The organism is Lysinibacillus antri (genome assembly GCF_003977595.1).
Lineage (GTDB): Bacteria > Bacillota > Bacilli > Bacillales_A > Planococcaceae > Ureibacillus > Ureibacillus antri.
Window position 1 is genome coordinate 17987 of the sequence record NZ_RYYR01000030.1, and the last position, 22390, is coordinate 40376.

Sequence of the window (22390 nt, forward strand, 5' to 3'; positions counted from 1 at the left end):
ATTCCTCCCCTCAACATAAAATGAAGTAACTTATGGATGAGGAGAGAAGCGTGAATGTATGCGGTTCACTATTTTGAAAAGAAAAATCTATTGTTAAATCAGCTTTTAAATCAAGTGCCAGCTCAAGGTTCACAGATCAAAATAAAAGGACGGAAAGCGAACATATTGGCTGTCAATGAAGTAGCGCCGAACAAATATCATGTATTCGTTGAGTTAGAGGTTGTTAAAAAACAAGCCGTTGTGAGCGCATTGGATAAGAAGAAGCGTCGGTAACGCACAAAAACACCATTGTTTTACTCGCAATGGTGTTTTTGTATGGTGCTATTCCTTTTGACAATCTTCAATAATCCAATCCGCAGCCTGTGCCAAATCCGGAAAAATGGCGTCCGCCAACTGATCGCTTTCTCCCAGGTATACACACTTTGTCCCTGCCTTCTTTCCCGCTATGATATCGGTATCCGTATCCCCTACCATATACGATTTTGAAAGGTCTACATCATATTTTTTGGCAAGATCTTCAATCATTTTACTGCCGGGTTTTCGACATTCGCACCCTGCTTTCGGTTTATGAGCACAATACGCAACATCGTCTATGATGGCCCCTTCTTTTTTAAGTTCGTCCACCATATGTTCATGAATCTTCACCAGTTGAGCTTCTTTCATAAAGCCAAGACCGACGCCACCTTGGTTTGTCACGACAAAAATATAATCAAAAAAAGCGTTTAGTTTTTTAATTGCCTCTTGTACGCCGGGCAAAAAATATAAATCACTTTTTTTATTCACAAACTTTACTCGGTTCGTTAGTACTTCATTTATAACGCCATCTCGATCTAAAAAGACTGCTGTTTTCAAGTTTTCACACCTCGAATTTACCAATTATTCTCGTTTCGATTGTCCTCTAGTTTCAATGGGAATTTAATTAAAAAGGACTTGATCCACTTTGCTACTATTCGATTTGAAGCAATCTTCTCCATCATCCATCGAATATTGTAGGAAGATGCTTGTGATAACAAATATTTTGCATCTGCTTTCATTTCTTTTCCTTGCTCAAACACATCAATTATGAACGCTTCTACGATTGCAAATATCCAAACGGCACACAATATACTTAATATTAAAATATCAAACACAATGGGCAACCCTTCCACTGGATAATTTATTGTGAAGAGTTTTCCTATATAAAGACAAACACCAATACTTAAAGTAATCGATGGTGTATATAGTATGTAACTGTACGAAACCTTTATGCCAATATAGTATAACAACGTAGCGACAATCCCCATGACGACGATTGTCATTGCTAAAAATGCCATTTTATCACCCCTTCTAAAATATGGAAACTACTACCTATTTTCACCAGAAACATGTCAATTTAATCCAAAACAATCCTAAAGTTATCAATTTAAAAAAATCGGGAACGATATAGTTAGGAAAAGATACAGGGTGGTGAAATTGATCTTTCCATACTCAATCTGCAACTATGAATATAAAGGAGTGCATGTACTATGAAACAAAACAAAAAGCTTTTATTTTATTTCCTCACGACTATACTGACATTAGGAATGTTAGGTAGTTTCTCTCCTACATCCTATGCGAACGAGCACCATTTCCATGATGAATATGAGAAATTAGATGATACGAAAAAACAACAGGTTGATGAAGTACTAAGTTCCCTCAAAGCAGATTTAGAGAAATGGGGATTAAAAGTACCCGAACACCATAAAGGAAAACACGAGTTTCTTGAAAAGTTAGACGAAAAGACGAAACAACAAGTAAAAGAGATTGTGATTGAACTTGAAAAAGGGAATCTAACAAAAGAAGAAGCAGATCAAAAATTAACAAAGCTCGGGGTAAATGTTCCAGAAAAAGAATGTAAGGTTTTCGAAAATTTAGATGAAGAAAAGAAAAGCCGTGCAAAAGAGATCTTTAAACAAATGAAAGATGGTTCCATTACGGAAGAAGAGGGTAAAAAACAGTTAAAAGAACTTGGAGTCGAAATGCCAAAACATCCGATGCGTGAACACTTTGATAAGCTAGATGAAGAAGTAAAAACAAAAATAAAAGTGCGCGTGGAAGAAGCAAAGGTACAATTTGAAGAACTAGGTGTCCCATTCCCTAAAAAGTATGATTTATTAACGAAATAATTTTAAGGTTCGTCTATACAAAGGACGAACCTTTTTCATTTTTTACCACTCTCATTTGAGCTAGTTGTACTATAAGAAATTCGTACAAGGGCATACAATACTCATAAGGGTTAGGTGAAAAAGATATGATATTTGATGATCCAACTGGATTACGCTGGAAAAGAATTAAGCTTATTTCTCTTTCATTCCTTCTGATTACTTTACTCATTTTCATTCTATATTGGTTGAACCTATACGGAATCATTTCTACTCCCCTCTTGTACAAAGGGATTGTCACTACTTATAAAATCATTTTAACTAGCTACATTCTATATTTATTTCTTACGATTATTGTTGGTTTTGTACGAATGTTCGTGCTATTTTATTTTGCATTTCGACAAAAAAGAAGAAAACAAATCATTCAACAATTTAAAAAGATTCACCAGCTGTATTTACTCCCTTTTCGTCCCTCTGTTTCTGTTATTGTTCCTGTTTATAATGAGGCCGTTGTTATTACAAAAACGATTGATTCCATTCTACAAAGCAATTATCCAGTAAAGGAAATTATTATTGTGGATGATGGTTCAACGGATGAAACGGTGTCAATCATTCAACAAAAGTTTAAAAGAAATCCCAAAGTCAAACTTCTTCAAAAAGAAAACGGTGGAAAAGCATCTGCCCTGAATTTAGGTATTAGACAAGCAAAAGGAAAAATTGTGATTACAATTGATGCGGACACGATGTTCACAAAAACAACCATCGCGCATCTTGCAAAAAATTTTTCAGATCCACAAGTCGCTGCCGTCTCGGGTAATTGTAAAATTGGTAATCGAATCAATCCACTGACGATCTGGCAACATATCGAATATGTAACGGCGAACAATTTAGATAAGCGCTCTTTTGAAGAAATAAATGCCATTACAGTTGTTCCTGGATCAAATAGTGCTTGGCGGAAAAGCGTAATTGAGGAAGTTGGCTATTATCATCATGATACGTTAGCCGAGGATACGGAATTAACATTACGGATTTTACAAGCTGGCTATAAAATTGTTTATGAACATGATGCAATGTCCTATGAAGAGTGCCCGCATAAAGTAAAGGATTTTCTAAAGCAACGAAATCGGTGGTCATATGGCGTACTTCAAACTGCCTGGAAACATCGGAAAAATATCTTACAGTCCAAAAATAAAGCATTAAAGTATTTTGCTATTCCGAGTTTAGCTTTCTCCTATTTATTAATACTGACATCCCCTATCATTGACATCCTTTTCATTATTTCTATTTTTTCAGGCCCTAGATTGATCTTTCTCTTTACACTTCTTTTTTATGTCGCAGATTTTATGAATTCATTTATTGCCTTCTTTTTAGAAAAAGAAAGTAAGAAACCGCTTGTATGGGTATTTGTGCAAAGATTTGCCTACCGCTATTTACTCGCTTATGTTACTTGGAAATCCATCATTCAAGCACTGAAAGGAAACCGAGTAGGATGGAATAAAATGAAGCGAACCGGTACGAATGAATTCAAAAGTTAGATCAATAGTATGAAAACACATCAAATGAAAGGCATTGACTATGAAAATTGCGATCCATCAACCAAACTATTTACCTTGGATTGGGTTTTTCGATAAGTTAGATCAAGTGGATAGTTTCGTTTTGTTAGATACAGCGCGTCATTCCAAAAGTGGGTTTGTCCATCGAAACAAGATTAAAACGCCCTCAGGACCTCTTACTTTGTCTGTACCACTTAAAAATAAGGAATACCCTATTAACGAATTACTCATTGCACAAGAAACGAATTGGCAACATCAGCACTGGAAAGCAATAGAAGCAAACTATAAAAAATCCCCCTATTGGTCTCTTTACAAAGATGGATTCGAACAGATTTTTCAGCAACAATGGTCCCACTTATCAGATTTGAATATTACTATAATCGAACATATTGTTTCCTTATTAAATATTTCTACCAAATTAGTGAAAGAGTCGAGCTTGCACATCAATTTTGGACAACGAAATACACGAAATGTAAATATTGTTTCTCACCTAAAAGGCACCACTTATTTGTCAGGTGAAGGGGCTCGCATTTATAATGACCCCCTATTATTTAAGGAACACCAAATTGAATTAATTTATCAACAGTTTAATCATCCGCGCTACTTGCAACGTTGGGGAGAATTTATACCTAATTTATCGATTATCGATATGCTATTTAATTGCGGTCCCTCGACACTTGAACTAATTAGAAGTAGTCGGAACGGTTAGAGACTCATATTAAGGAGGTGAAATCATGCTTACAACAGGAAAAGAAAAAATATTAATTGTAGCTCCCCATGCCGATGATGAAGTACTAGGGTGTGGTGGATTAATTGAAAAAGCAAGACGTTTCCAAAATGAAGTGAAAGTAGTTGTTGGTGCCGTTGGAGATATCATCCATCCCCATAGTGGTGAAAAAGTGACAGCCCAAACGAGAATCATAGAATTACAAAATGCTTTAGCTGATTTAGGATGCCACGATTTTGAAGTCATTTATAAAGATAAAGACTCTTTACTCGATACAATCCCAAAAAGGGAAATAATTATGAAGCTAGATCAAATATTAGACCATTTCAAACCAACAATGGTATTTATCCCTCTTCCAAGTTATCACCAAGATCATCTCGTGCTATTTGAAGCATGTTTTGCAGCATTAAGACCAAAACCAACACAATTTATTAAATTAATTGCGATGTATGAATATCCACTTATTTCATGGCAGTATCGGAAATTTTGGAATACCGGCGAGCTTTATTTAGATTTAACACAGACGATTGATCGAAAAGTCAATGCTTTCTTAAAACACAAATCACAGCAACGCTCATCGAATCACTTGATTTCACCAGAAAGCGTTAAAAAGTGGGCAGAAATGCGTGGTCTTGAAATCGGAGTCCCCTATGCTGAAAAATTTTACATTCTACGGTCCCATATTTTATAAAATACGAGGAGGAAGTGATTATAATGCAAAGTGGAGAGCAACGTATGACTCCACATAATCGACCGACTCTAGGAAAAAAAGAAGAAAAAGCTGCCCTTCAAGTATTACGCTCTGGTTGGGTAGCACAAGGAAAAGCAGTCGAAGCTTTTGAAAATGAAATGTGTCGTGTATTAGGTTTACCAATGGGTTGTGCTGTTGCTGTTTCAAGTGGAAGCGCCGCCCTTTTTCTTTCTCTATTGGCACTTGAAGCGCAGGGGAAAAATGTCGCCTATCCTGCTCATACATGTGCTGCCTTACGTAATGCAACCGCACTAGCTGGTGGCAACTCGATACTCATTGATAGTGAAGAAAAGTCCCCAAACATCGACATCAATCACCTTTCCACAGAAGCAATTGATATCGCCATCATTCCACATATGTACGGTTTACCTGTCAACCTTTCAAATCGACCATCTTCTATTCAAATCATTGAGGATTGTGCTCAAGCTCTAGGTGCAAGCGTGAACGGTGTTCCAGTTGGACTACAAGGCGATATCGGGATCTTTTCCTTTTATGCGACAAAGCTCATTACTTCGGGTGGCCAAGGCGGAATGGTTGTTTCGAAAAATCATTCCATCATCCAATTTATCCGAGATTATTTACTTTTCGATCAAAGACATGACGCAAAAATTCGTTTTAACTTTCAAATGACCGATGTACAAGGTGCAATCGGCCTTATACAATTAAAACAGTTACCTTATTTTATTAAAAGACGGCAAGAAATTTTCCAACAATATGAAGATGCAAATTTATCTTTGTTGCAATCCGCTGAGAACTCCCAACAAGTACCATACCGCGCCATCATGCTAACACAGCAGCAATCGAAAGTAATAAATGCACTAAAAAGTCAACATGTAAACGCTGTTATTCCTTTAAAAGAAGAACATTTACTTGGCTTACCGACATTGTTTCCGAATGCTTATCAATGGACACAGCAAACCGTTTCCTTGCCAATTTATCCAACATTAGCAAATGAAGAAGTTCAGCGGATTATTAAAATTATCAAAAATATAACATGAAAAAAGGCGAACAATTTGTCGCCTTTTTTCACGCTTTTTTAAACCATGTTATTTTTGTCTTCACTATTTGTTTCCTGTGAATGCTCTTTTTGTACTTCAGAGAAATCCGCTTCCTCACCAAATTCTGTTTGGTAATTTGTATTAGTAAAGGCATTGCTATGACGAGTTTCTTCTACAACCACGTCTTCCTCTTCAAACGCTTTAAATAATAAAGGAATAGTTAGAAGTCCGCTTAATCCAACAAGACTATAAACAATACGTGAAAGCGCTGAATTTTCCCCAAATAACGCGGCTACTAAGTTAAATTGGAATAAACCAATTAACCCCCAGTTAATGGCGCCGATAATAACGAGCACCAATGCCAATCTATAAACAAGTCCCATTAAGAATTACCTCCTTTTATTTATCATGACGTGAACACGAAAAATTGACTTTCATGTGTCAGCTTATTTTTCGCATTTTGTTTTAAATTATACTGTCAGACTTAGGCATAACTAATCGGAATCAGTCATATTCTATAAGTAGACTAAAAATCATGTGTCCATTTTCACAAATCCTCATACATATCCTTTGAATGTGAAATGGGTCGAAGTTGGAAGGGACGAAAATTTATGATTGTGAAACAGCGCTATGTAAAGAAAAATGATGTTGTCTGGTGTAAGGAAACCGATAGCATAGCAACAGTGCTTGACAAATTAAATACATCCGGTTTTCGATGTATTCCTATTCTCGATGAAGCGGAGAAGAAGTTTATTGGCAATGCATACAAAGTGACAATACTTGAACATAAGTTAGAGCATGGATCAGATGATTTACCCATTTCAGAGCTAAAACTAGATGAAGATGGAACAATTAATGAAGAGAGTTCATTTTTTGAAATATTCTTCTCCATCAAACGACTCCCCTATCTTGCTGTCCTTGACGAAGAGCGAAATCTCGTAGGAATCTTAACCCATTCCAAAGTATTTGAATTACTTGAAGAGGCATGGGGGTATAAGACGGGTAGTTGTGCGTTAACCATCGCGCTACCTGATACAGAAGGCATTTTAGCAAAAATATTATCAATGATTAAGAAAAAATCTGCTATTCATGGTGTGTTTGCGATTGATGATGACAACTACTATTTACGAAGAGTAATCGTTACTTTAGCAAAAGGCGCAAATTCGAACACGATAAAGGATATAGAGCAATTACTTCATAAAGCGGGTGCTCGTTTAATTGATATCGAAGTTTTTAATAAAGATGCTTTTCATTAAGAAAAGCGAAAGGCGCTCGCCCAGCTCCGAAAGAAACTGGAGACTTCCGACAAGCATGCTTGCATGCGTAGGAGGAAGTCGAAGTTTCCGAGGAGCTAGCGCCTGTAGCTAGACACTGGTCAAAATCCAATAATTTATATTTATATTTAAGAAAAGCGATTAAGGTGTCATTTGCACCTTAATCGCTTTAATTTAATTTAAATCAATCTTAAATACGTCACGATTATTAATGTTTTGAATAGGACGGTTGTTTTGTAAGAAAATTGAGCTAAACTGATTAATTTGCTCATTGGACATCGTAATTGGATCTTCTAATACAAACCAATTCACCCCTTCTGTACACGGTGGTGTTGTCAGGGAGCCTACATATTGGTATACACTTTTATCTTCAGGAAGAAGTTGTTGTAAATTAATTGGGTTATTTAATACTTGAACCGCTTTTTTCCCATCTACCGGCATTTTATCCCAAATTTCTGCTAGCACTTCATTCTCTTCTCCACTTTCAATAAACAAGCCAATAACAGCCAATTCACCTTTTTCTGATTCATGGAATAGATGTGCTTCCATATCAAAATATTGACCGTTTAATTGGTGCTCACTTGGTGAGTGGAAATGAATTCCTGTTAATTTATATTCTTTATTATTAATAATCATGGAATTATCCGTAGATGTTGAATTGGCTTCAATTGTATGACCGTTGTTTTCAATTGAAAATAACTCTTCCTCATATTTCAACTGGATATCTTCACCAACTTTTTCCTCTACAACATTGGAAATTTCAATATTAATAGGCGATTGTAATTCTCCACGACCACAAGCTTCATAGGCTGCATCTACATTCACCCATTCATTTGGTCCGCTTTCTCCATCATATGACCAATAAACGTCTTTAACTGTCAGTTGTTCTTCATTCTCAACCGGTGCTTGTTCTGTTGTATCCATTGTATAATAAACAACAAGTGCAAGAACAACAGCGAGCGTTACATACGCATAGATGTAGTTTTTTCTCATAGTGCCTTCTCCTTTAAATACTCTTTTTTATCAAATTAGCCAAATGTTCTTCGGTTCATTCACTATTTAAAAAATAAAAACCGCATCACAATGGATACGGTTTGGATCAGTTATTTTAAGCTTTTGATTTGCTCATATACAGTTGTTTTATTTCGCCCAGTTTCTTTTGAATGGTATAACGCGGTATCGGCTCGTTCGATAATTGGCGTTGGATGGATGTCGTTCTCTTTAAAGGACGTGATTCCAAGCGAAATGTTAATCGGTTCGCCTGTCGGACTAACTGTTTGTTCGATTTTAATTCTTAATCTTTCAGCTATATCGTAAGCTTGATTAGCATCAATATTTTTTAATAAAATGATGAACTCTTCGCCACCATAGCGGAAACAACGATCATTCGTACGACAACTTTCTTGTAACAGCTTTGCTAAAAATTTCAGTACATCGTCTCCTACTAAATGACCATATGTATCATTCACTTTTTTAAAACGATCGATATCTAACATAATTAAAGAAAACGGTATTTGATGATCCACCCATTCTTTTATTTGTGAATCAAAAGTTCTTCTGTTTGCTAATCCAGTTAGACCATCTTTTTGATTTTGGTCGGTTAGGATTTGTAAGTGTTCTTGAATATCGTAATAGAGTTGTTTCACTTCAGTTATTTTCGATTTGATATGAATTTTATTCGTTGTTTCATGTGTATTTCCTTTTGTAATCGACTGTCGTGAAAATTCTGCCAATCTTGTTAAGGGGGATGCGATTCGGTTCGCTACTAACACTGTAAGGACAAGTAAAATAATTAGTAATGGCAATGAATTTACGATCATTTTAATGGATAACTCTTTTAATGGTTGGTTCATTATTGTGACGGGTGTTTGTGAAACAATTCCCCATCCGGTATTTGGCATATACGCATATCCTGTGAAATAGTCATTCCCCGCGTTATCTGAACTCTGAATGGAACCACCTTTTTTATTTGTTAATTTGTTTAGAATGACTTGATTATCTAATTGCGTATTTACTTTGGAGGGATCTTTATGGAAAATAATCATCCCATTTTGATCTACTACAAAGCTAGAGGAATCATCAAGTAAATCATGTTTGGCTAAAAGTCTCATAAGGGAATTATCACCATGAATATACACCGTACCTGCAACAAGACCTTTGTACGTTCCTGTTTCATCAAATATCGGGTGGCTTATTAGGATGAGATAATTACCGGCTTGTGATATGTAAGGATTTGAAACAATTGGCTTCTTTTCTTTCAAGAATTGTTTCATCATGTCATCTTCAATTTCCATCCCGATCATGATTGATTTTCCTGCATCGAGTGGACTCATCATTTGGACGACACCCATATCATCTGCTGAAAAAATAGAATTAAAATAACTACTGTTCGCTCTAATCCATTTATCCATATCTTCTTGTGTAAAGTTTTCTGTACCAATGGTTTTTGCTAAGTTCAGTAAACTAATTCTCATATCGTCTATTAGAACACTTGTATCCAGGGACATTTTTTGAGCATATTCGTAATTTTTATTTAAATATTTTTCGGCTAATGTTTCTTGAAAAAGTAGATTAGACGAATACCAATTAACAAATGTCGTCAGTAAAATTACGATGAGGACTAATAGACTGATTACATAACGAAGCTTCATTCCATTTTGTTTGAACACAGTAATCTTCCTTTTTATGTTATTAGACATAATTTAACATTTTTTCCCTTTGGAATATACTATTTTTTTGTTAATATCTCTAATAAAAAGTAGATTTGTTATACGGCGAAAAACCGCATCTCTTATTAAAAAGATACGGTTTAATTTTACATCCTATATATTTTCATAGAGTGTAGCTTGATTTCGTCCGTGTTGCTTTGAATAGTATAAAGCCGTATCTGCCCGCTCAATAATCTGTTTAGGATGGGTATCATTTTCATTTAAAACTGTAATTCCAAGTGAAATATTAATTGGCTTACCAGTTGGGCTGTTTGTTTCGGCTATATATTTACGTATATTCTCTGCTCTTTCATAGGCTTGATCAAGTGTTATATCCTTTAATAACAGGATAAACTCTTCCCCTCCGTAACGGAAACTGCGATCTTCTTTTCCACATTGTTCTTGTAAGAAATGAGCGAGATATTTAATGACATCATCCCCGACTAAATGACCATACGTATCATTTACTTTTTTAAAGAAATCGATATCGAGTATGATTAATGCAAAGGTCGTTTTGGAATCAACCCAATCCTTTATTTGTGAATCAAACATACGACGATTTCCAATGCCTGTTAAACCGTCTTTTTGGTTTTGTTCTGTCAGAAATAGAATATGTTCTTGAATATCATGGTAAAGCTGAATTACCTCTTTTACATAGGAATTCAGTGTAATCTTTTGTCGTACTTCGTGTACCTTTCCATCTTTTATGGAATTACGGGAGTATTCAGCTAGCTTCGTAATGGAATTAGATAAACGATTGGTAATGAAAAAGGATATCACTAATATAATAATAATTAATGGTAGTGTATGGAATATCATTTTTTTAAATAAATCTTGCAATGGTTGATCCATTATAGACGCAGGAGTTTGTGAGACTACAACCCAATCTGTAGATGGCATATAAGCATAGCCCGTAAAGTACTCTATTCCTAAATTTCCAACAAATTTTGTACTTCCACTTTCTTCGGACATAATAATATCCATGATTGGATATTCAGAAACATTCACATTAATATTTGATGGATCCGTGTGAAAAATAATTTTCCCAGAATTATCTACAACAAAGCTTGAAGAATTATCCTGAATAGCATGACTTTTTAATAGTTCATTTAACGAACTAGAATCTTCCATATAAATTGTCCCATTGGCTGTCCCTTTATATTGTCCTTCCCCATTAAAAATCGGATAGGAGATTAATAGTAATAATCTTCCTGTCTGAGATAAGTAGGGATGAGAAACAAATGGCCTTTTTTGCAATAATGCTTTCTCAATTAATTTATCTGAAGATAGATTTGTCCCAGGTTTAATCAAGTCACCTCCAGCCTCTATAGGACTTAACCAAAGGAGTACTCCTTTTTCATCTGTGGAAAAAATTGAATTGAATGAGTTGCCGTTCGCTAAAAGCCATTGATCCATATAAGCTTGATCAAAATCTTCACTGCCAATTGTTGAGGCTAAATTTTTAATATTTTTTTCTAACTCATCAATTAACAAAGTAGTATCATAGGCAATTTTTTGGGCATATTCATAATTTTTATTTAAATACTTTTCCGATAAAGTTTCTTGAAATAGTAAATTCGAGGTATACATATTAACAAAAGTAGTAGATATTATTGCAAATAACACTAAAATGCTAATGATATATCGAAGTTTGATCCCTTTATGCTTAGGCATTGTTTATCTACCCTTCTAATATTAAAAATTCAGATGATGTTGTATTAATTTATCATTTTATTGTCATAAAAGAAATCAATTTTGTTATTTTAGTATCACTTTCAATACCAATCCCCTCATATAATTCACAAAAAATGAATGATCAATTGCTACTATGTATAGGATAATAAAGGGAGTATCTCAGTAAACGAGACACTCCCATAAACCACCCATTTTTATCTCTATTGCAAATAAAACAAGCCACCGTTAATAATCTCCACTTTTATTTTTGGATTAAATCGTTCTTGTAACCCTCTCATCTCGATTTCATAGCTTTCTGGTCGATCTTCATTATCTTCATAAAAGTAATTTAGTATTTCTACTTCTTTTTCCAATCGTTTATTGGCCTCTTCAGCCCATGAATGATCGTCTTGATTTATAATATTTTGAATCATTAAGTCTAAACGCTCTAATGCTCGATTTGGTTTAATAATATAGGGTATGCAAAATGCTTGTTCCGGCTTTTTATCTGCTAATTTTAGCTGGCAAATAGATTCATGGAAATGATCTTCTATGTCGCCATTCATTAAGTTAACGCCTAAAGAATAGATTTTCTCCTTTGTCCGGTCACAATAATAAGAAACTTTGTAATTGACACAAAAGTATGGCGTTAAAGTCGATTGTACGCCTTCTCTCGGTTCAACTTGTTCATACATTTGAACGAACGAACCTAGCTCTTTTGTTGCTTTAAAAATTTGTGACAACCTACCTGAACCAAAATGAATCACTTCTCCAATAAATTGATTTTGTATTTTAGTTCGGTCGGTAATTAACGTTAGCTGCGCAGGATTTGGTTCGCTGTTTGTTGCCTCAATATACTGCCAGTAAAAAGGACGACTCATAATTTTTTTGTCCATATCAATCGTTAATTGCACTGTGAGTTGATGTCCTTCATCTGCAACAATTTGACAATTCGTCTCGTTGAAAAAAGTTCGCAAATAGTCATGAATTTGTGTTGCATACATTCTTTATTCCTCCTTTCAACACGCCTATTTAAGCTTGTGCTCGATTTGTTAGGATGTCATCTAAATCCCCAACGACTTTTTCAAATACATCAATTTTCTCGTTTAATAAATCTAATATCTTTTGTTCGATCGTATTTTCAATGGCCAAATTATAAATGTGAACGTCTTCTTCCTGACCTAGACGGTGAACACGCCCAATTCGTTGTTCAAGCTTCATCGGATTCCATGGTAAATCGTAGTTGATGACATGATGACAAAATTGAAGGTTAATCCCCTCCCCACCCGACTCTGTGGCAATTAATACTTGCGCCTGTTCTTTAAACAGTTGTTTCATCCAGTCTCGTTTACTTTTACTGAATTTCCCGTTAAACAACACACTTGTGATCCCTTTTGTATATAAGTACCATTGCAAGTAGGCTTGTGTTGCTCGATATTCTGTAAAAATGATTACTTTATCATTTGCTTTTTCGATAATCTCAAGTGCTTTTTCCGCTTTCGCATTAATTTCTAGCTTCATTAATTTATCAATAATCAGTTCGATATAGTCTATTTCTTCTTTTGTAATGCATTTTTGAAGCATTTTATTTAATGTTAAAAAAGTCGCTTCCTTACTACTACACATTTCTTTTAGTAGAGTCACCATAGTGAAGGAGCTAGAAAACACTGAAGAAACCTCTTTTAAGTCGCAGAGCATATCATAAATTTCCCGTTCTTCTTTCGTAAATTGAATCGGGATAGTTTGTACTTTCCGATTTGTCCATTCAATTCCCGTATCTTGTCTACGATTTCTGACCATTACTTGATTGACAAGCTCTTTTAAATATTTTTCTCCTTCTATGCTTCGTTTCGTAGCTGCAAAAGATTCTTGGAACGATTCGTAATTGCCTAAATGGCCAGGTTTTAATAAGGAGACGAGATAAAAAATTTCAAACACATCATTTTGAATCGGTGTTGCCGTTAATAATAGACAAAACTTTTTCTTCAAGCTTTGAACAAATTCATAGATTTGGGTTTTATGGTTTTTTAATTTGTGCGCTTCATCAATGATGATCATGTCATAATCTTGCTCATAAATTTTTTCTCGATGTGGGTTTTTCTTGGCCGTATCCATACTCATAACAACCACATCATATTGTTCAATCGGTGTATTTTTTCTGTAAGCTATGGCTGGGATGAAAAAGCGCATATTTAGCTCCGTTACCCATTGATTTTGCAGTGATGCAGGAACTAGTATTAACGCTTTTTTCACAAGTCCTCGAATCATGTATTCTTTCATTATTAAACCAGCTTCGATTGTTTTCCCTAGACCAACCTCATCGGCTAAAATAGCTTTCCCATTCATTTTTTCAATGACCGTTTGAGCCGCTTCAATTTGATGAGGTAAAATGGTTAAATTTGTTAAAAATTTCGGAGCTTGAAGTCCTGAAAACTCAGGAATTAAATTCATTTTCTCAATATCGTAACTCATTTTATATAGAGTCCAGCTATCCCATGGACCATCATTGTTAAAGCGTTCAATAAAATCTTCTCTCCAATTAAACGACCTTTCAATAATCAATGACGTCACCTCCATTTTGTACCTATTAGATTGTCCAAAAATGAAAAACATATGATTATTTAAATGAATTTCCTAACCACATAACTTTTTAACAGATTGGAAATTGGTAGTTTTATGTGATGAATGATATGCGGTGGATTACACATTCTTTTTAATATGCACGTTTAAGGGAGCAATCATATGAAAAGAATCTTTGCAATTGGCATTATTTTTGTAATTGTTGTGTATCTCATATTTTTTGGGGATTTTTCGCAATTTAATCAAGAACAACAGGAGTTTAAGGCATTTATAGAAGATCTTGATGATACATTTTTCCAACTTTCCGAAGACTCGTTTCATCATTTTAATGAAGTAGTGGATGCGTTGGATAACCAAACATTTACACAGTGGTATTTTTCGGAAGGAGGTCGAGAAGAAAATATAACTTTACAAGGGAAAATTGAAGATGCTCAGGAGGATCTGCTCTTAGAGGAATTACATTACGAGCCAGCTCTTCTATTAAAAGACAATATAATAGAACAATTAATACTTTTTGATGATACATTTAACTTATTATATAATTCCCCCTCAAATAAGGAAGATACTGATTTTTCACAACTAAAACTTAATTTCACAAAGAAAGTGGATGAATTGACGATACTGGGAGAAAAAATGGAAGAAATAATCGAACAGTATGGTGAAAAATAAAAAGGAACTTCAATCAGTGGGGCTTCTTCATCCCCCACTGATATATAAGTTCACAAGATTTCTCTTAATATAAAAACACAAACCTTATAAAAGATTTGTGCTTTCTTCTTGTTTTGATTTATTGACCCAATTTTTTAGTGGCTCCTGGAATCGTGCCATGAAAAAGCCCAATATTTTTCCGATAAAATAGGCTGCCACAAGTGTTCCAATTCCAATTGATCCAAAGGCATGAATAAAAATTAAACAGATTAACCCGGCGACACAAACATTTACTAAATCGCTTGTAATTTTCGCCTTCGTAAATTGTAGTTGAAATCTTTCACTAATCACAAACGTCAATGCATCATAGGGCATTAACGGCAATTTTGCATTGAAGTACCCTAATAACCCAATTGATACGACGAATAAACTAATAATTAAAAAGATCCAACGTGCCCATAAAGTTTCTGGTATTGGTAATAATCGTACGAGATATAAAGATAAGTCCATGTAAAATCCAAATAAAAACGTAACGAGTAATTGAATGCCATATTCTTTATATTGAATTCGTTTTTTTAAGATGGCTTGCAAAATGATAAATAAAATATTTGCTACAATAGTCATGATACCAACAGATAATCCAGTGGTAAGTGCGAAGGCATACGCTAAAGAAGATACTGGGGATACACCAAGTGCTGCTTGAATTGAAAACCCTACACCTAGCGCTAAAAAAAACAAACCGATTACATATAAAACGATTCGCTTCATTGTAATATCTATATGATTCATAATTTTCCTTCTCTCTTAATCTATTAATCATAATCATAACATTTATTCGACATTTGAAAACACTTTAAAATCTTTTAATCTGCATAATGTTACGCCTGAAACGATCATAGAATGTAAAGATATTACGATGGTCGTATCCTTAGTAAGTCGAGGAGTAGGAATATCCATTATTCCTAGAATGAATTATGAAATCCCTGCTCCAGAGCACATTACAGTTTATGAATTGAACAAGATTAAAATAAGTGTACAACCCGTTTTGATTTCAAGACGCGAGACGACGATGTCAAGCGGAACAAGGAATCTATGGAACTTGTTTTAACAAATGAATTGCCCTATTTTTTCAGGAATGAAACTTTGTACTACTTATCCCCGTAGAATATTGAAAGACAATTGATGGAGGTGATCTGTATGGATAGTGACCTTTTTTGGCTAGCGGTTGGAATCGCTATAATGGGTTATTTTATTGGCAATGGTTTAAAACACATGCATCATCCGAAAGAAAGTTCATACGATTTTTTCTTAATCGAGGAAAAAGAATTACATACTTATGTAAATTTAAGTAAAGAGGCATTTCAAGATTTAATTACAAAATATCCAGATGCGCCAAAAATCGAATTAAATGGGAAAATCTATTATAATTATCGACAATTTATTAACTGGATGTCATCCGATGATGTCTTTAAAAAATAACGAGCCAACTATAAAGTAACTATCTAAATGGAATCTACAATGTGTAGGTTCCATAATTTTTTGTAAAATTTTATGAAAACGTCGTCAAAATGAACAATGTGTGAATTGACAAATTTGGTCTTTTATTTCCATTTCTTTAGAGGTACAATGAATTCACAGTTGGTACATAACACATAAACACAGTTTATATAGTACTAATGTGTTTTGTAACAATTAACAAAATTTTGGAGGAGATCCTATAATGTGGGTTATAACTGTGTTTGAACAAAATTCTTATCGCATGTTTCAATTTGAAAACAAAAATGAGGCAACGGTTGCTTTATCTCAATTTTCATGTCCAGCAATTCTGTCATTTACATCATAAACCACTGCTTAGGATTAACATCACGAATCGAACTGCGTTAATCGATCATAAAAATTATTGAAGTTTTCTTTCGTTAAGAAAAACATTTACTAATCGCCATGCTTTTTTAGGCGATTAGCCTTCGTTTCACTGCCTTTATCTTTCATTAATTTTAACCACATTATTTATATAAAGTAAAAAAAAGTGTGTTTGCATCACAGCAACGCACTTTTTTGCATTTAAAAATTATATCAATATATCAAGTAGAGGTGGTTAAAATCGAATATTCAGACTCTTATTAATTCCACCTTGTCGACTTAAAGTATTTTAACAACTGGGAAAATTCGTCATTTTTCGATAGCGGTTCGACATCACCACCGCAACCGTTAACATACATTCATCTTAAATTGTTTCAATAAAAAACAAGTCTTGATTAATTTTAAATTCACAAAAACCTTGATGCACCTATATTTTTAGACCTAATATATTTTCATTTGTAATCGTTTTGTAATATTGGTCATTTTGGTATTTTAATTTGTGACAAATTTGTGAATTTCCATTTTTTGACCACGAACCGACATTTTTTTTAGTTCTAATGATTTAAAATTACATCAGTCACAACAAATACCAAACAAAAAATTTACTATTATACAAAATCTTGGAGGAGAAAATAATGAAAAGTAAATTTTATAAACATGTACTAAAATTATTAATCGAGATGAAAAGAAAAGACATGTACAAGAAAGCGCACAATCTTGGATTCACCCATCCTGAAACAGTTAATTGTAGCCAAGAACTAGATGCTTTATTAAATATATATTCTCTACAAGCTGCCTAATCCTGAACTTATTTTCTTTCATTATACATTCAGCTAAGCAATCTTCTTTGCTTAGCTAATTTTTGTCATAGCTATAATTTATATTTAATAAACTGATATGTACGTGAATAAATTAAAAGGATTGATCTGTACATGTCGATTCTTAAAAAAAATTCACCCTCTTATCCACTACTAACGTTCATTTTAACTTGGGCTGGTTTTATCATCTTAATGAGTATGTATTTTCCTATACCATTAACTGAAGAATGGATGACAACCTATCACATTAGCGAAACCAAAGCGATTTGGATTGGGAGTTCTTTTGCTCTTTGTTACGGTATTTGTTGTTTACTCTACGGTCCTTTGTCTGATCAATTCGGAAGAAAGATTTTCCTCATCATCGGGATATGTATACTGACAATCGCAACATTTATTTGCGCTTTTCTTGTTCAATATGAAGTCTTAATCGTTTTTCGTATTTTACAAGCAATTGGTGCTGCCGCATTTGTACCGATTTCTCTCGTCTATGTTGGCGAAGTTTTTCCACCTGATCAGCGATTGCGCGCAATTAGTTTTATCACGTCCGGTTTTTTAATTTCGAATATAGTCGCCCAAGTATTTGGATCGATTATTTACTATTATTATGGTCATAAATGGATTTATATTATTTTAGCAATACTCTATCTCGCGACCGCCATCCTTACCATTCTTTATTTACCCAAAGAAACTTCCACTAAACATCAAAATTCGATAATTTTAAACTTTTTTAACATAAAAAAATTATTTTTTAATAAACAACTATGCATATCCTTCTTTATCACGTTTACATTACTCTTCTCTCTGATTGGTATGTATACCATTTTAGGTCAAATTTTATCGAATGCCCCCTTTTACTTTACAGAAAATCAAATTTTGACCGTTCGTGCTGTTGGATTACTTGCCATTGTGGCGAGTATTTTTTCTAAACAAATAACAAATCGTTTTGGTACCATTCGAAGTGTAAAGGCGAGTATGTTGCTGGCCGCCCTTTCATTATTTATTATGGGATTAAGTAATAGTCCCCTTTTGGTTATAATGTTTAGCTTATTTTTCGTTGCGAGTATTGCTCTTGTCATTCCGATTAATATGTCACTCATTAACGAACGGGCCGCAACGCAAAGAGGAACTGCGATCCTATTCAATGCGTTTATATTATTCGTCGGAGCAAGTATTGGGCCCATACTAACAACGAAATTAATGGATTATGGAAATGCATTTATTGCCTTTTCGACTGTAAGCATCATTTTACTCATCGGCCTCTTCTTTTCATTTCAATTTGAAAAGGAGTCAGAAAGTTAATACCATTCCAAAATGATTTTCTATCGCATTGCAATAAAAAACTTCCTTTCTTAGCACTTGAAAGGAAGTTTCTTTCCTATTAATTTTTAATGGTTTCTTTCATACTCATTTTTTGCAAATTGACAATTTCTCCACTTAACTGACTATATTGTCTTTCTACAAGTTCAATGACATCGTTTAAAATGGCATTATAAAAAAAGGGTGCAATGGAATAGTTAAAAAACTCAAGGACCTTATTTGCTTCGTTTGTTGAAATTTTTTCATTACGTTCATTTAAATAATAATTTTGAATCTCACCTAAGATAAATTGGATTTGATCATCAGTAAAGTTTTTCAACACAAACCTCACCCCTAAACTAAAAATTATGTATCGTTATAGTTTTCTTACTATGTCTTGCCACTTTTCCTTCGCCACTTTTGAATCAAAGGTACTTAACAGTCGATAGTTTTCATCATCTAAAATTCGAAAATGTTTACTAAGTAAATTTTGTTGCAACTTAAAGCCACAGTGCTTATTTACATTTCTCCACCAAATCACACCGCCAAAGGTTTTTTCATTAGGTCGAATAATAACGTCATGTATGGTAAGTTCTACGTTTTCTAAAGGGTCACCACCCATTTGTGATTGCAAAGTTGGACTTTGTTGGAACAATGCACATATTGCGATTGCTGTTGTCCAATTCGCAAGTGCTTTTCCCTTTTCAATTTGAACAAGGCATTTTTTCGATATCCCTAAAATTTCTGCCATTTTATTTTGTGTAAACTGTTGTTCAATGCGGATTAATTTTAAGTTTTCAGATGCAATTTGGATAATTAAGTCTCGATCCATTCATCTCCCCCCCAAAAATACTCTTTTTATATCGTACCGTAATTAAATTTTTACAGTATAAAACAATAATAGAATTTATCCCATTTATTAGACTCGCTTGGAAGGAAAAAGGTTACAAGAGCTTGTTCATTTTATGAAACTTTTTTTCAGGATACTACGTAAAAATGAGAGAGGAGGCGTCACAATGAAATCCATCACAAAAAAAAGAACAAAAGCTTTTATAATTGATTTAGCTATATCAGGAGTTGTTACTGCTGGCGTGGAATATGTATTACGGAAAAAAATTAAAAATGAAGCCTTTCATCATCTAGTAACTCCTACTGCTGTGTTATGGGGACTAGAATATGCGCAAATACGTAAAGGTGGACAAACCATTGGATATAAAGCAGCTAAACTCGCTCTACAAAATGAGGATGGCTCTCCACTTACTTGTCAACAAATTACAAAACGAATGGTTTACCGAGATATTGTAAGTACTTTTGACTATCTATTAAAACGACAAGATTTTGAACAAGAAGATGGGGCTCTACTTCCCCACGACCGTGTTGCTCGTACTATTGTGAAAGAAGTATAAAAATGAAAGGGTCAAGTATCCAATGACGGATTCCGTTGACCCTTTGCTTATTTTTGTATCGGATTGTCTGCTCCGATTTTACCAGAATAATTTTTGTTTGCCTTAACAAAAACAAATTCATTTTCTGGATATCGATAACACGTTAACTTTCCACCGAATACCAATCCTTGATCTATATTAATGGTATTATTGATTATGAGTGGTTCCGGTTTTGGATCATGCCCCCATACAATGAGCAAGTCTCCTTCATGTTGTTTATACCATTCTCTTCGAATCGGTTTCCCCCTTTCGTCCATTCCCGCCACGTCTCCATAGCGGCAAAAATCTTTAATTTTGTTATTTTCTTTTCCAACATAATCATCTCGTATACCTGCATGGGCACAAACAACTTGATCTTCCCCATCCATCGTAAAAATATAATGGGACGGTGCATGCAGTAATAAATTTTTCAACTTTTCTTTTAAAGTGTTCGTTTCTTTTTTTCCATGCTGCTTTTCGTAGTCTTTAAACTCTCGCTCGACATTTTCGTCGCCATGGCGTAGTTGTACTTTTCGACCGTCTAACCACCGCGCAATTTTCCATCCATGATTACTATCAATCATATAAGCAAGCCCCGCCTCTACATGGGCATAGAAAAATTCCATACATTGAATAGATTGTGGTCCACGGCTCATCACATCCCCTAAAGAAACGAGTTTCCGTCCCTTTGGATGCGCATATAATCCATTCGCATTTTTTTGATAGCCAAGCTTTTCAAGTAATATCATAAATTCATCGTAGCAAGCATGAATGTCACCGATAAAGTCGATTCCATTACCGATCTCAATTTTCAAATCATAACGCCCCTTTCCTAGTTCTACCTATTTCCTATTACTTTTCCCACTCATTATCTACACTTTTTCTAAATAAATCCCCTATTTGTGCTGTTTTTTCACTCATTTTTGTTAATACTATCGCTAGTTTCTTTATTAGTTTTTCCTCTTATAGCAGAATGATTGATCCGAACGTATTATAATCTGATTGTTTTAAACGAAATGGAGGTTCGAGAGTGGACCAACTATTTACTAGGTGGTTAGATAAGCCAATCTATTTCCGTATTGCTTTTGTTGTTATATTACTATTTAGCTCGATCATAAATCAGTTCATTCTAAATGGAGATGGTAAACTTTACACTTTATATATTTTATCTGTCATATTGCTAGGAATTGGATTTTATAATAAACCACTTTTGTTAATTGTCCTCACAATCCTTGTGGTAACATGCAGATATATTCTTATCCCTGATTCACATTCAAGAATTAGTATTTATTTAATCCATGTATTTACTTACCTTTTCATCACATTCATTTCAGCTGGACTTATGAAATACATCCAAAAAGTTAGAGAACATCATTTAGAACTAACGACAACGCTGGCCAATGCACTAGATTCAAGAGATCCTTATACAAGGCATCATTCCGAAAATGTAGCGAAATACTCTGTTCTGATTGCCCAAAAAATGAATTTACCAAAAGATTATTGCGATATAATTCGGAAAGGTGCATTGCTACATGATATCGGCAAAATCGGAATACCTGAACATATATTAACGAAAAATGAGAAATTAACAGATGAAGAATATCACATCATTAAAAGTCATCCAGTGATCGGTCATAAGATGATTCAACATATTGCTACGTTTCATAAAAATGGGGTTTTAGATATCGTGTTATACCATCACGAAAGATTTGATGGAAAGGGCTATCCAAAAGGTCTTAAAGGAACAGATATCCCATTATTTGCCCGTATAGTCGCTGTTGCGGATACTTTTGACGCAATGACGTCTAAACGGGTTTATCGAAACGAATTAGATTTAAATTATACGTTAAATGAAATACGAAAAAATAAAGGCACTCAGTTCGATCCTGAAATCGTTGACGTTTTTTTAAGTTTATTTGAAGACAATCAAACAATCTTAGAGAGAAAGTAAGGGGGAGA

27 protein-coding genes are annotated in these 22390 nt (G+C 34.3%); 15 read left to right on the plus strand and 12 right to left on the minus strand.

Annotation, left to right across the window (positions count from 1 at the left end; translation table 11 throughout):
- Positions 1-54 precede the first annotated feature (54 nt).
- Entirely contained in the window at positions 55-273 is a 219-nt protein-coding gene (locus EK386_RS16515; RefSeq protein ID WP_126660282.1) for a hypothetical protein, read from the plus strand.
- Positions 274-321: 48 nt separating this feature from the next.
- Here the strand turns inward: EK386_RS16515 and EK386_RS16520 are convergent, their stop codons facing one another.
- Entirely contained in the window at positions 322-852 is a 531-nt protein-coding gene (locus EK386_RS16520; RefSeq protein WP_126660283.1) for a D-glycero-alpha-D-manno-heptose-1,7-bisphosphate 7-phosphatase, read from the minus strand.
- Between the two features lie 17 nt (positions 853-869).
- Complete coding sequence (locus EK386_RS16525) at positions 870-1313, minus strand: hypothetical protein (protein ID WP_126660284.1); 444 nt, start codon at positions 1311-1313, stop codon at positions 870-872.
- A gap of 192 nt (positions 1314-1505) precedes the next feature.
- Here EK386_RS16525 and EK386_RS16530 point away from each other — a divergent pair, with 192 nt between their 5' ends.
- The 5 genes from EK386_RS16530 (at position 1506) to EK386_RS16550 (ending at position 6149) form a co-directional block, all read left to right on the plus strand.
- Positions 1506-2144 carry a hypothetical protein gene (locus EK386_RS16530; RefSeq protein WP_126660285.1) on the plus strand — a complete coding sequence of 213 codons (639 nt, stop codon included), beginning with the start codon at positions 1506-1508 and terminating at the stop codon, positions 2142-2144.
- 125 nt (positions 2145-2269) lie between these two features.
- Positions 2270-3655: a glycosyltransferase family 2 protein gene (locus EK386_RS16535; protein WP_126660286.1), complete on the plus strand. Its 1386-nt coding sequence runs from the start codon at positions 2270-2272 to the stop codon at positions 3653-3655.
- Between the two features lie 40 nt (positions 3656-3695).
- Positions 3696-4382 (plus strand): WbqC family protein, encoded by a 687-nt coding sequence (locus EK386_RS16540; protein ID WP_126660287.1) that lies wholly within the window; start codon positions 3696-3698, stop codon positions 4380-4382.
- A gap of 25 nt (positions 4383-4407) precedes the next feature.
- The gene (locus tag EK386_RS16545) at positions 4408-5091 is read left to right on the plus strand and encodes a PIG-L deacetylase family protein (RefSeq protein WP_126660288.1); all 684 of its coding nucleotides are present in this window, start codon (positions 4408-4410) and stop codon (positions 5089-5091) included.
- Between the two features lie 23 nt (positions 5092-5114).
- The gene (locus EK386_RS16550; protein ID WP_126660289.1) at positions 5115-6149 is read left to right on the plus strand and encodes a DegT/DnrJ/EryC1/StrS family aminotransferase; all 1035 of its coding nucleotides are present in this window, start codon (positions 5115-5117) and stop codon (positions 6147-6149) included.
- A gap of 38 nt (positions 6150-6187) precedes the next feature.
- On the opposite strand, the gene EK386_RS16555 is transcribed toward EK386_RS16550, so the two are convergent.
- On the minus strand, positions 6188-6532 hold the full coding sequence (locus EK386_RS16555; protein ID WP_126660290.1) for a DUF378 domain-containing protein: 345 nt from the start codon (positions 6530-6532) through the stop codon (positions 6188-6190).
- Between the two features lie 228 nt (positions 6533-6760).
- On the opposite strand from EK386_RS16555, the gene cbpA reads away from it, so the two are divergent.
- The gene (gene cbpA, locus EK386_RS16560) at positions 6761-7405 is read left to right on the plus strand and encodes a cyclic di-AMP binding protein CbpA (RefSeq protein ID WP_126660291.1); all 645 of its coding nucleotides are present in this window, start codon (positions 6761-6763) and stop codon (positions 7403-7405) included.
- 192 nt (positions 7406-7597) lie between these two features.
- Here cbpA and EK386_RS16565 read toward each other — a convergent pair whose 3' ends face one another.
- From EK386_RS16565 to EK386_RS16585, 5 genes are all read right to left on the minus strand, one after another.
- A complete protein-coding gene (locus EK386_RS16565; RefSeq protein ID WP_126660292.1) occupies positions 7598-8416 on the minus strand; it encodes a carbonic anhydrase in 819 nt (272 codons plus the stop codon).
- Positions 8417-8526: 110 nt separating this feature from the next.
- Positions 8527-10092: a sensor domain-containing diguanylate cyclase gene (locus tag EK386_RS16570; RefSeq protein ID WP_158674454.1), complete on the minus strand. Its 1566-nt coding sequence runs from the start codon at positions 10090-10092 to the stop codon at positions 8527-8529.
- A 153-nt stretch (positions 10093-10245) separates the two neighbouring features.
- Complete coding sequence (locus EK386_RS16575; RefSeq protein ID WP_126660294.1) at positions 10246-11805, minus strand: sensor domain-containing diguanylate cyclase; 1560 nt, start codon at positions 11803-11805, stop codon at positions 10246-10248.
- Positions 11806-12026: 221 nt separating this feature from the next.
- On the minus strand, positions 12027-12809 hold the full coding sequence (locus EK386_RS16580) for a YqhG family protein (protein WP_126660295.1): 783 nt from the start codon (positions 12807-12809) through the stop codon (positions 12027-12029).
- Between the two features lie 28 nt (positions 12810-12837).
- On the minus strand, positions 12838-14382 hold the full coding sequence (locus tag EK386_RS16585; RefSeq protein WP_126660296.1) for a DEAD/DEAH box helicase: 1545 nt from the start codon (positions 14380-14382) through the stop codon (positions 12838-12840).
- A 165-nt stretch (positions 14383-14547) separates the two neighbouring features.
- On the opposite strand from EK386_RS16585, the gene EK386_RS16590 reads away from it, so the two are divergent.
- Positions 14548-15054 carry a hypothetical protein gene (locus EK386_RS16590; protein WP_126660297.1) on the plus strand — a complete coding sequence of 169 codons (507 nt, stop codon included), beginning with the start codon at positions 14548-14550 and terminating at the stop codon, positions 15052-15054.
- 84 nt (positions 15055-15138) lie between these two features.
- Here EK386_RS16590 and EK386_RS16595 read toward each other — a convergent pair whose 3' ends face one another.
- Positions 15139-15822 carry a YczE/YyaS/YitT family protein gene (locus EK386_RS16595; protein WP_126660298.1) on the minus strand — a complete coding sequence of 228 codons (684 nt, stop codon included), beginning with the start codon at positions 15820-15822 and terminating at the stop codon, positions 15139-15141.
- Between the two features lie 40 nt (positions 15823-15862).
- On the opposite strand from EK386_RS16595, the gene EK386_RS20665 reads away from it, so the two are divergent.
- The 5 genes from EK386_RS20665 (at position 15863) to EK386_RS16615 (ending at position 19010) form a co-directional block, all read left to right on the plus strand.
- Positions 15863-16141 carry a LysR family transcriptional regulator substrate-binding protein gene (locus EK386_RS20665; RefSeq protein WP_369333527.1) on the plus strand — a complete coding sequence of 93 codons (279 nt, stop codon included), beginning with the start codon at positions 15863-15865 and terminating at the stop codon, positions 16139-16141.
- An 89-nt stretch (positions 16142-16230) separates the two neighbouring features.
- Entirely contained in the window at positions 16231-16512 is a 282-nt protein-coding gene (locus EK386_RS16605; RefSeq protein ID WP_126660299.1) for a DNA-binding protein, read from the plus strand.
- Between the two features lie 241 nt (positions 16513-16753).
- Complete coding sequence (locus tag EK386_RS20630; protein ID WP_255507919.1) at positions 16754-16876, plus strand: hypothetical protein; 123 nt, start codon at positions 16754-16756, stop codon at positions 16874-16876.
- A 652-nt stretch (positions 16877-17528) separates the two neighbouring features.
- Positions 17529-17693, plus strand: coding sequence for an aspartyl-phosphate phosphatase Spo0E family protein (locus tag EK386_RS16610; RefSeq protein WP_126660300.1), 165 nt, complete (start codon positions 17529-17531; stop codon positions 17691-17693).
- Positions 17694-17825: 132 nt separating this feature from the next.
- Positions 17826-19010: an MFS transporter gene (locus EK386_RS16615; RefSeq protein WP_126660301.1), complete on the plus strand. Its 1185-nt coding sequence runs from the start codon at positions 17826-17828 to the stop codon at positions 19008-19010.
- Between the two features lie 79 nt (positions 19011-19089).
- Here EK386_RS16615 and EK386_RS16620 read toward each other — a convergent pair whose 3' ends face one another.
- Entirely contained in the window at positions 19090-19350 is a 261-nt protein-coding gene (locus EK386_RS16620; RefSeq protein WP_158674455.1) for a DUF2164 family protein, read from the minus strand.
- A 33-nt stretch (positions 19351-19383) separates the two neighbouring features.
- Positions 19384-19839 (minus strand): helix-turn-helix transcriptional regulator, encoded by a 456-nt coding sequence (locus tag EK386_RS16625; RefSeq protein ID WP_126660303.1) that lies wholly within the window; start codon positions 19837-19839, stop codon positions 19384-19386.
- Between the two features lie 184 nt (positions 19840-20023).
- On the opposite strand from EK386_RS16625, the gene EK386_RS16630 reads away from it, so the two are divergent.
- Positions 20024-20413 carry an RDD family protein gene (locus tag EK386_RS16630; protein ID WP_126660304.1) on the plus strand — a complete coding sequence of 130 codons (390 nt, stop codon included), beginning with the start codon at positions 20024-20026 and terminating at the stop codon, positions 20411-20413.
- A 47-nt stretch (positions 20414-20460) separates the two neighbouring features.
- Here the strand turns inward: EK386_RS16630 and prpE are convergent, their stop codons facing one another.
- Positions 20461-21246: a bis(5'-nucleosyl)-tetraphosphatase PrpE gene (gene prpE, locus EK386_RS16635; RefSeq protein ID WP_126660305.1), complete on the minus strand. Its 786-nt coding sequence runs from the start codon at positions 21244-21246 to the stop codon at positions 20461-20463.
- Positions 21247-21461: 215 nt separating this feature from the next.
- Between prpE and EK386_RS16640 the strand changes: the two genes are divergently transcribed.
- Positions 21462-22382, plus strand: a complete 921-nt coding sequence (locus EK386_RS16640) for an HD-GYP domain-containing protein (RefSeq protein WP_126660306.1) — start codon at positions 21462-21464, stop codon at positions 22380-22382.
- Positions 22383-22390 lie beyond the last annotated feature (8 nt).

Bases quoted from the DNA above. Each gene is read 5' to 3' on its own strand.
- EK386_RS16515 (WP_126660282.1), top strand. From the start codon at position 55: ATGTATGCGGTTCACTATTTTGAAAAGAAAAATCTATTGTTAAATCAG.
- EK386_RS16525 (WP_126660284.1), bottom strand. From the start codon at position 1,313: ATGGCATTTTTAGCAATGACAATCGTCGTCATGGGGATTGTCGCTACG.
- EK386_RS16530 (WP_126660285.1), top strand. From the start codon at position 1,506: ATGAAACAAAACAAAAAGCTTTTATTTTATTTCCTCACGACTATACTG.
- EK386_RS16535 (WP_126660286.1), top strand. From the start codon at position 2,270: ATGATATTTGATGATCCAACTGGATTACGCTGGAAAAGAATTAAGCTT.
- EK386_RS16540 (WP_126660287.1), top strand. From the start codon at position 3,696: ATGAAAATTGCGATCCATCAACCAAACTATTTACCTTGGATTGGGTTT.
- EK386_RS16545 (WP_126660288.1), top strand. From the start codon at position 4,408: ATGCTTACAACAGGAAAAGAAAAAATATTAATTGTAGCTCCCCATGCC.
- EK386_RS16550 (WP_126660289.1), top strand. From the start codon at position 5,115: ATGCAAAGTGGAGAGCAACGTATGACTCCACATAATCGACCGACTCTA.
- EK386_RS16555 (WP_126660290.1), bottom strand. From the start codon at position 6,532: ATGGGACTTGTTTATAGATTGGCATTGGTGCTCGTTATTATCGGCGCC.
- cbpA (WP_126660291.1), top strand. From the start codon at position 6,761: ATGATTGTGAAACAGCGCTATGTAAAGAAAAATGATGTTGTCTGGTGT.
- EK386_RS16565 (WP_126660292.1), bottom strand. From the start codon at position 8,416: ATGAGAAAAAACTACATCTATGCGTATGTAACGCTCGCTGTTGTTCTT.
- EK386_RS16575 (WP_126660294.1), bottom strand. From the start codon at position 11,805: ATGCCTAAGCATAAAGGGATCAAACTTCGATATATCATTAGCATTTTA.
- EK386_RS16580 (WP_126660295.1), bottom strand. From the start codon at position 12,809: ATGTATGCAACACAAATTCATGACTATTTGCGAACTTTTTTCAACGAG.
- EK386_RS16585 (WP_126660296.1), bottom strand. From the start codon at position 14,382: ATGGAGGTGACGTCATTGATTATTGAAAGGTCGTTTAATTGGAGAGAA.
- EK386_RS16590 (WP_126660297.1), top strand. From the start codon at position 14,548: ATGAAAAGAATCTTTGCAATTGGCATTATTTTTGTAATTGTTGTGTAT.
- EK386_RS16595 (WP_126660298.1), bottom strand. From the start codon at position 15,822: ATGAATCATATAGATATTACAATGAAGCGAATCGTTTTATATGTAATC.
- EK386_RS16605 (WP_126660299.1), top strand. From the start codon at position 16,231: ATGGATAGTGACCTTTTTTGGCTAGCGGTTGGAATCGCTATAATGGGT.
- EK386_RS20630 (WP_255507919.1), top strand. From the start codon at position 16,754: ATGTGGGTTATAACTGTGTTTGAACAAAATTCTTATCGCATGTTTCAA.
- EK386_RS16610 (WP_126660300.1), top strand. From the start codon at position 17,529: ATGAAAAGTAAATTTTATAAACATGTACTAAAATTATTAATCGAGATG.
- EK386_RS16615 (WP_126660301.1), top strand. From the start codon at position 17,826: ATGTCGATTCTTAAAAAAAATTCACCCTCTTATCCACTACTAACGTTC.
- EK386_RS16625 (WP_126660303.1), bottom strand. From the start codon at position 19,839: ATGGATCGAGACTTAATTATCCAAATTGCATCTGAAAACTTAAAATTA.
- EK386_RS16630 (WP_126660304.1), top strand. From the start codon at position 20,024: ATGAAATCCATCACAAAAAAAAGAACAAAAGCTTTTATAATTGATTTA.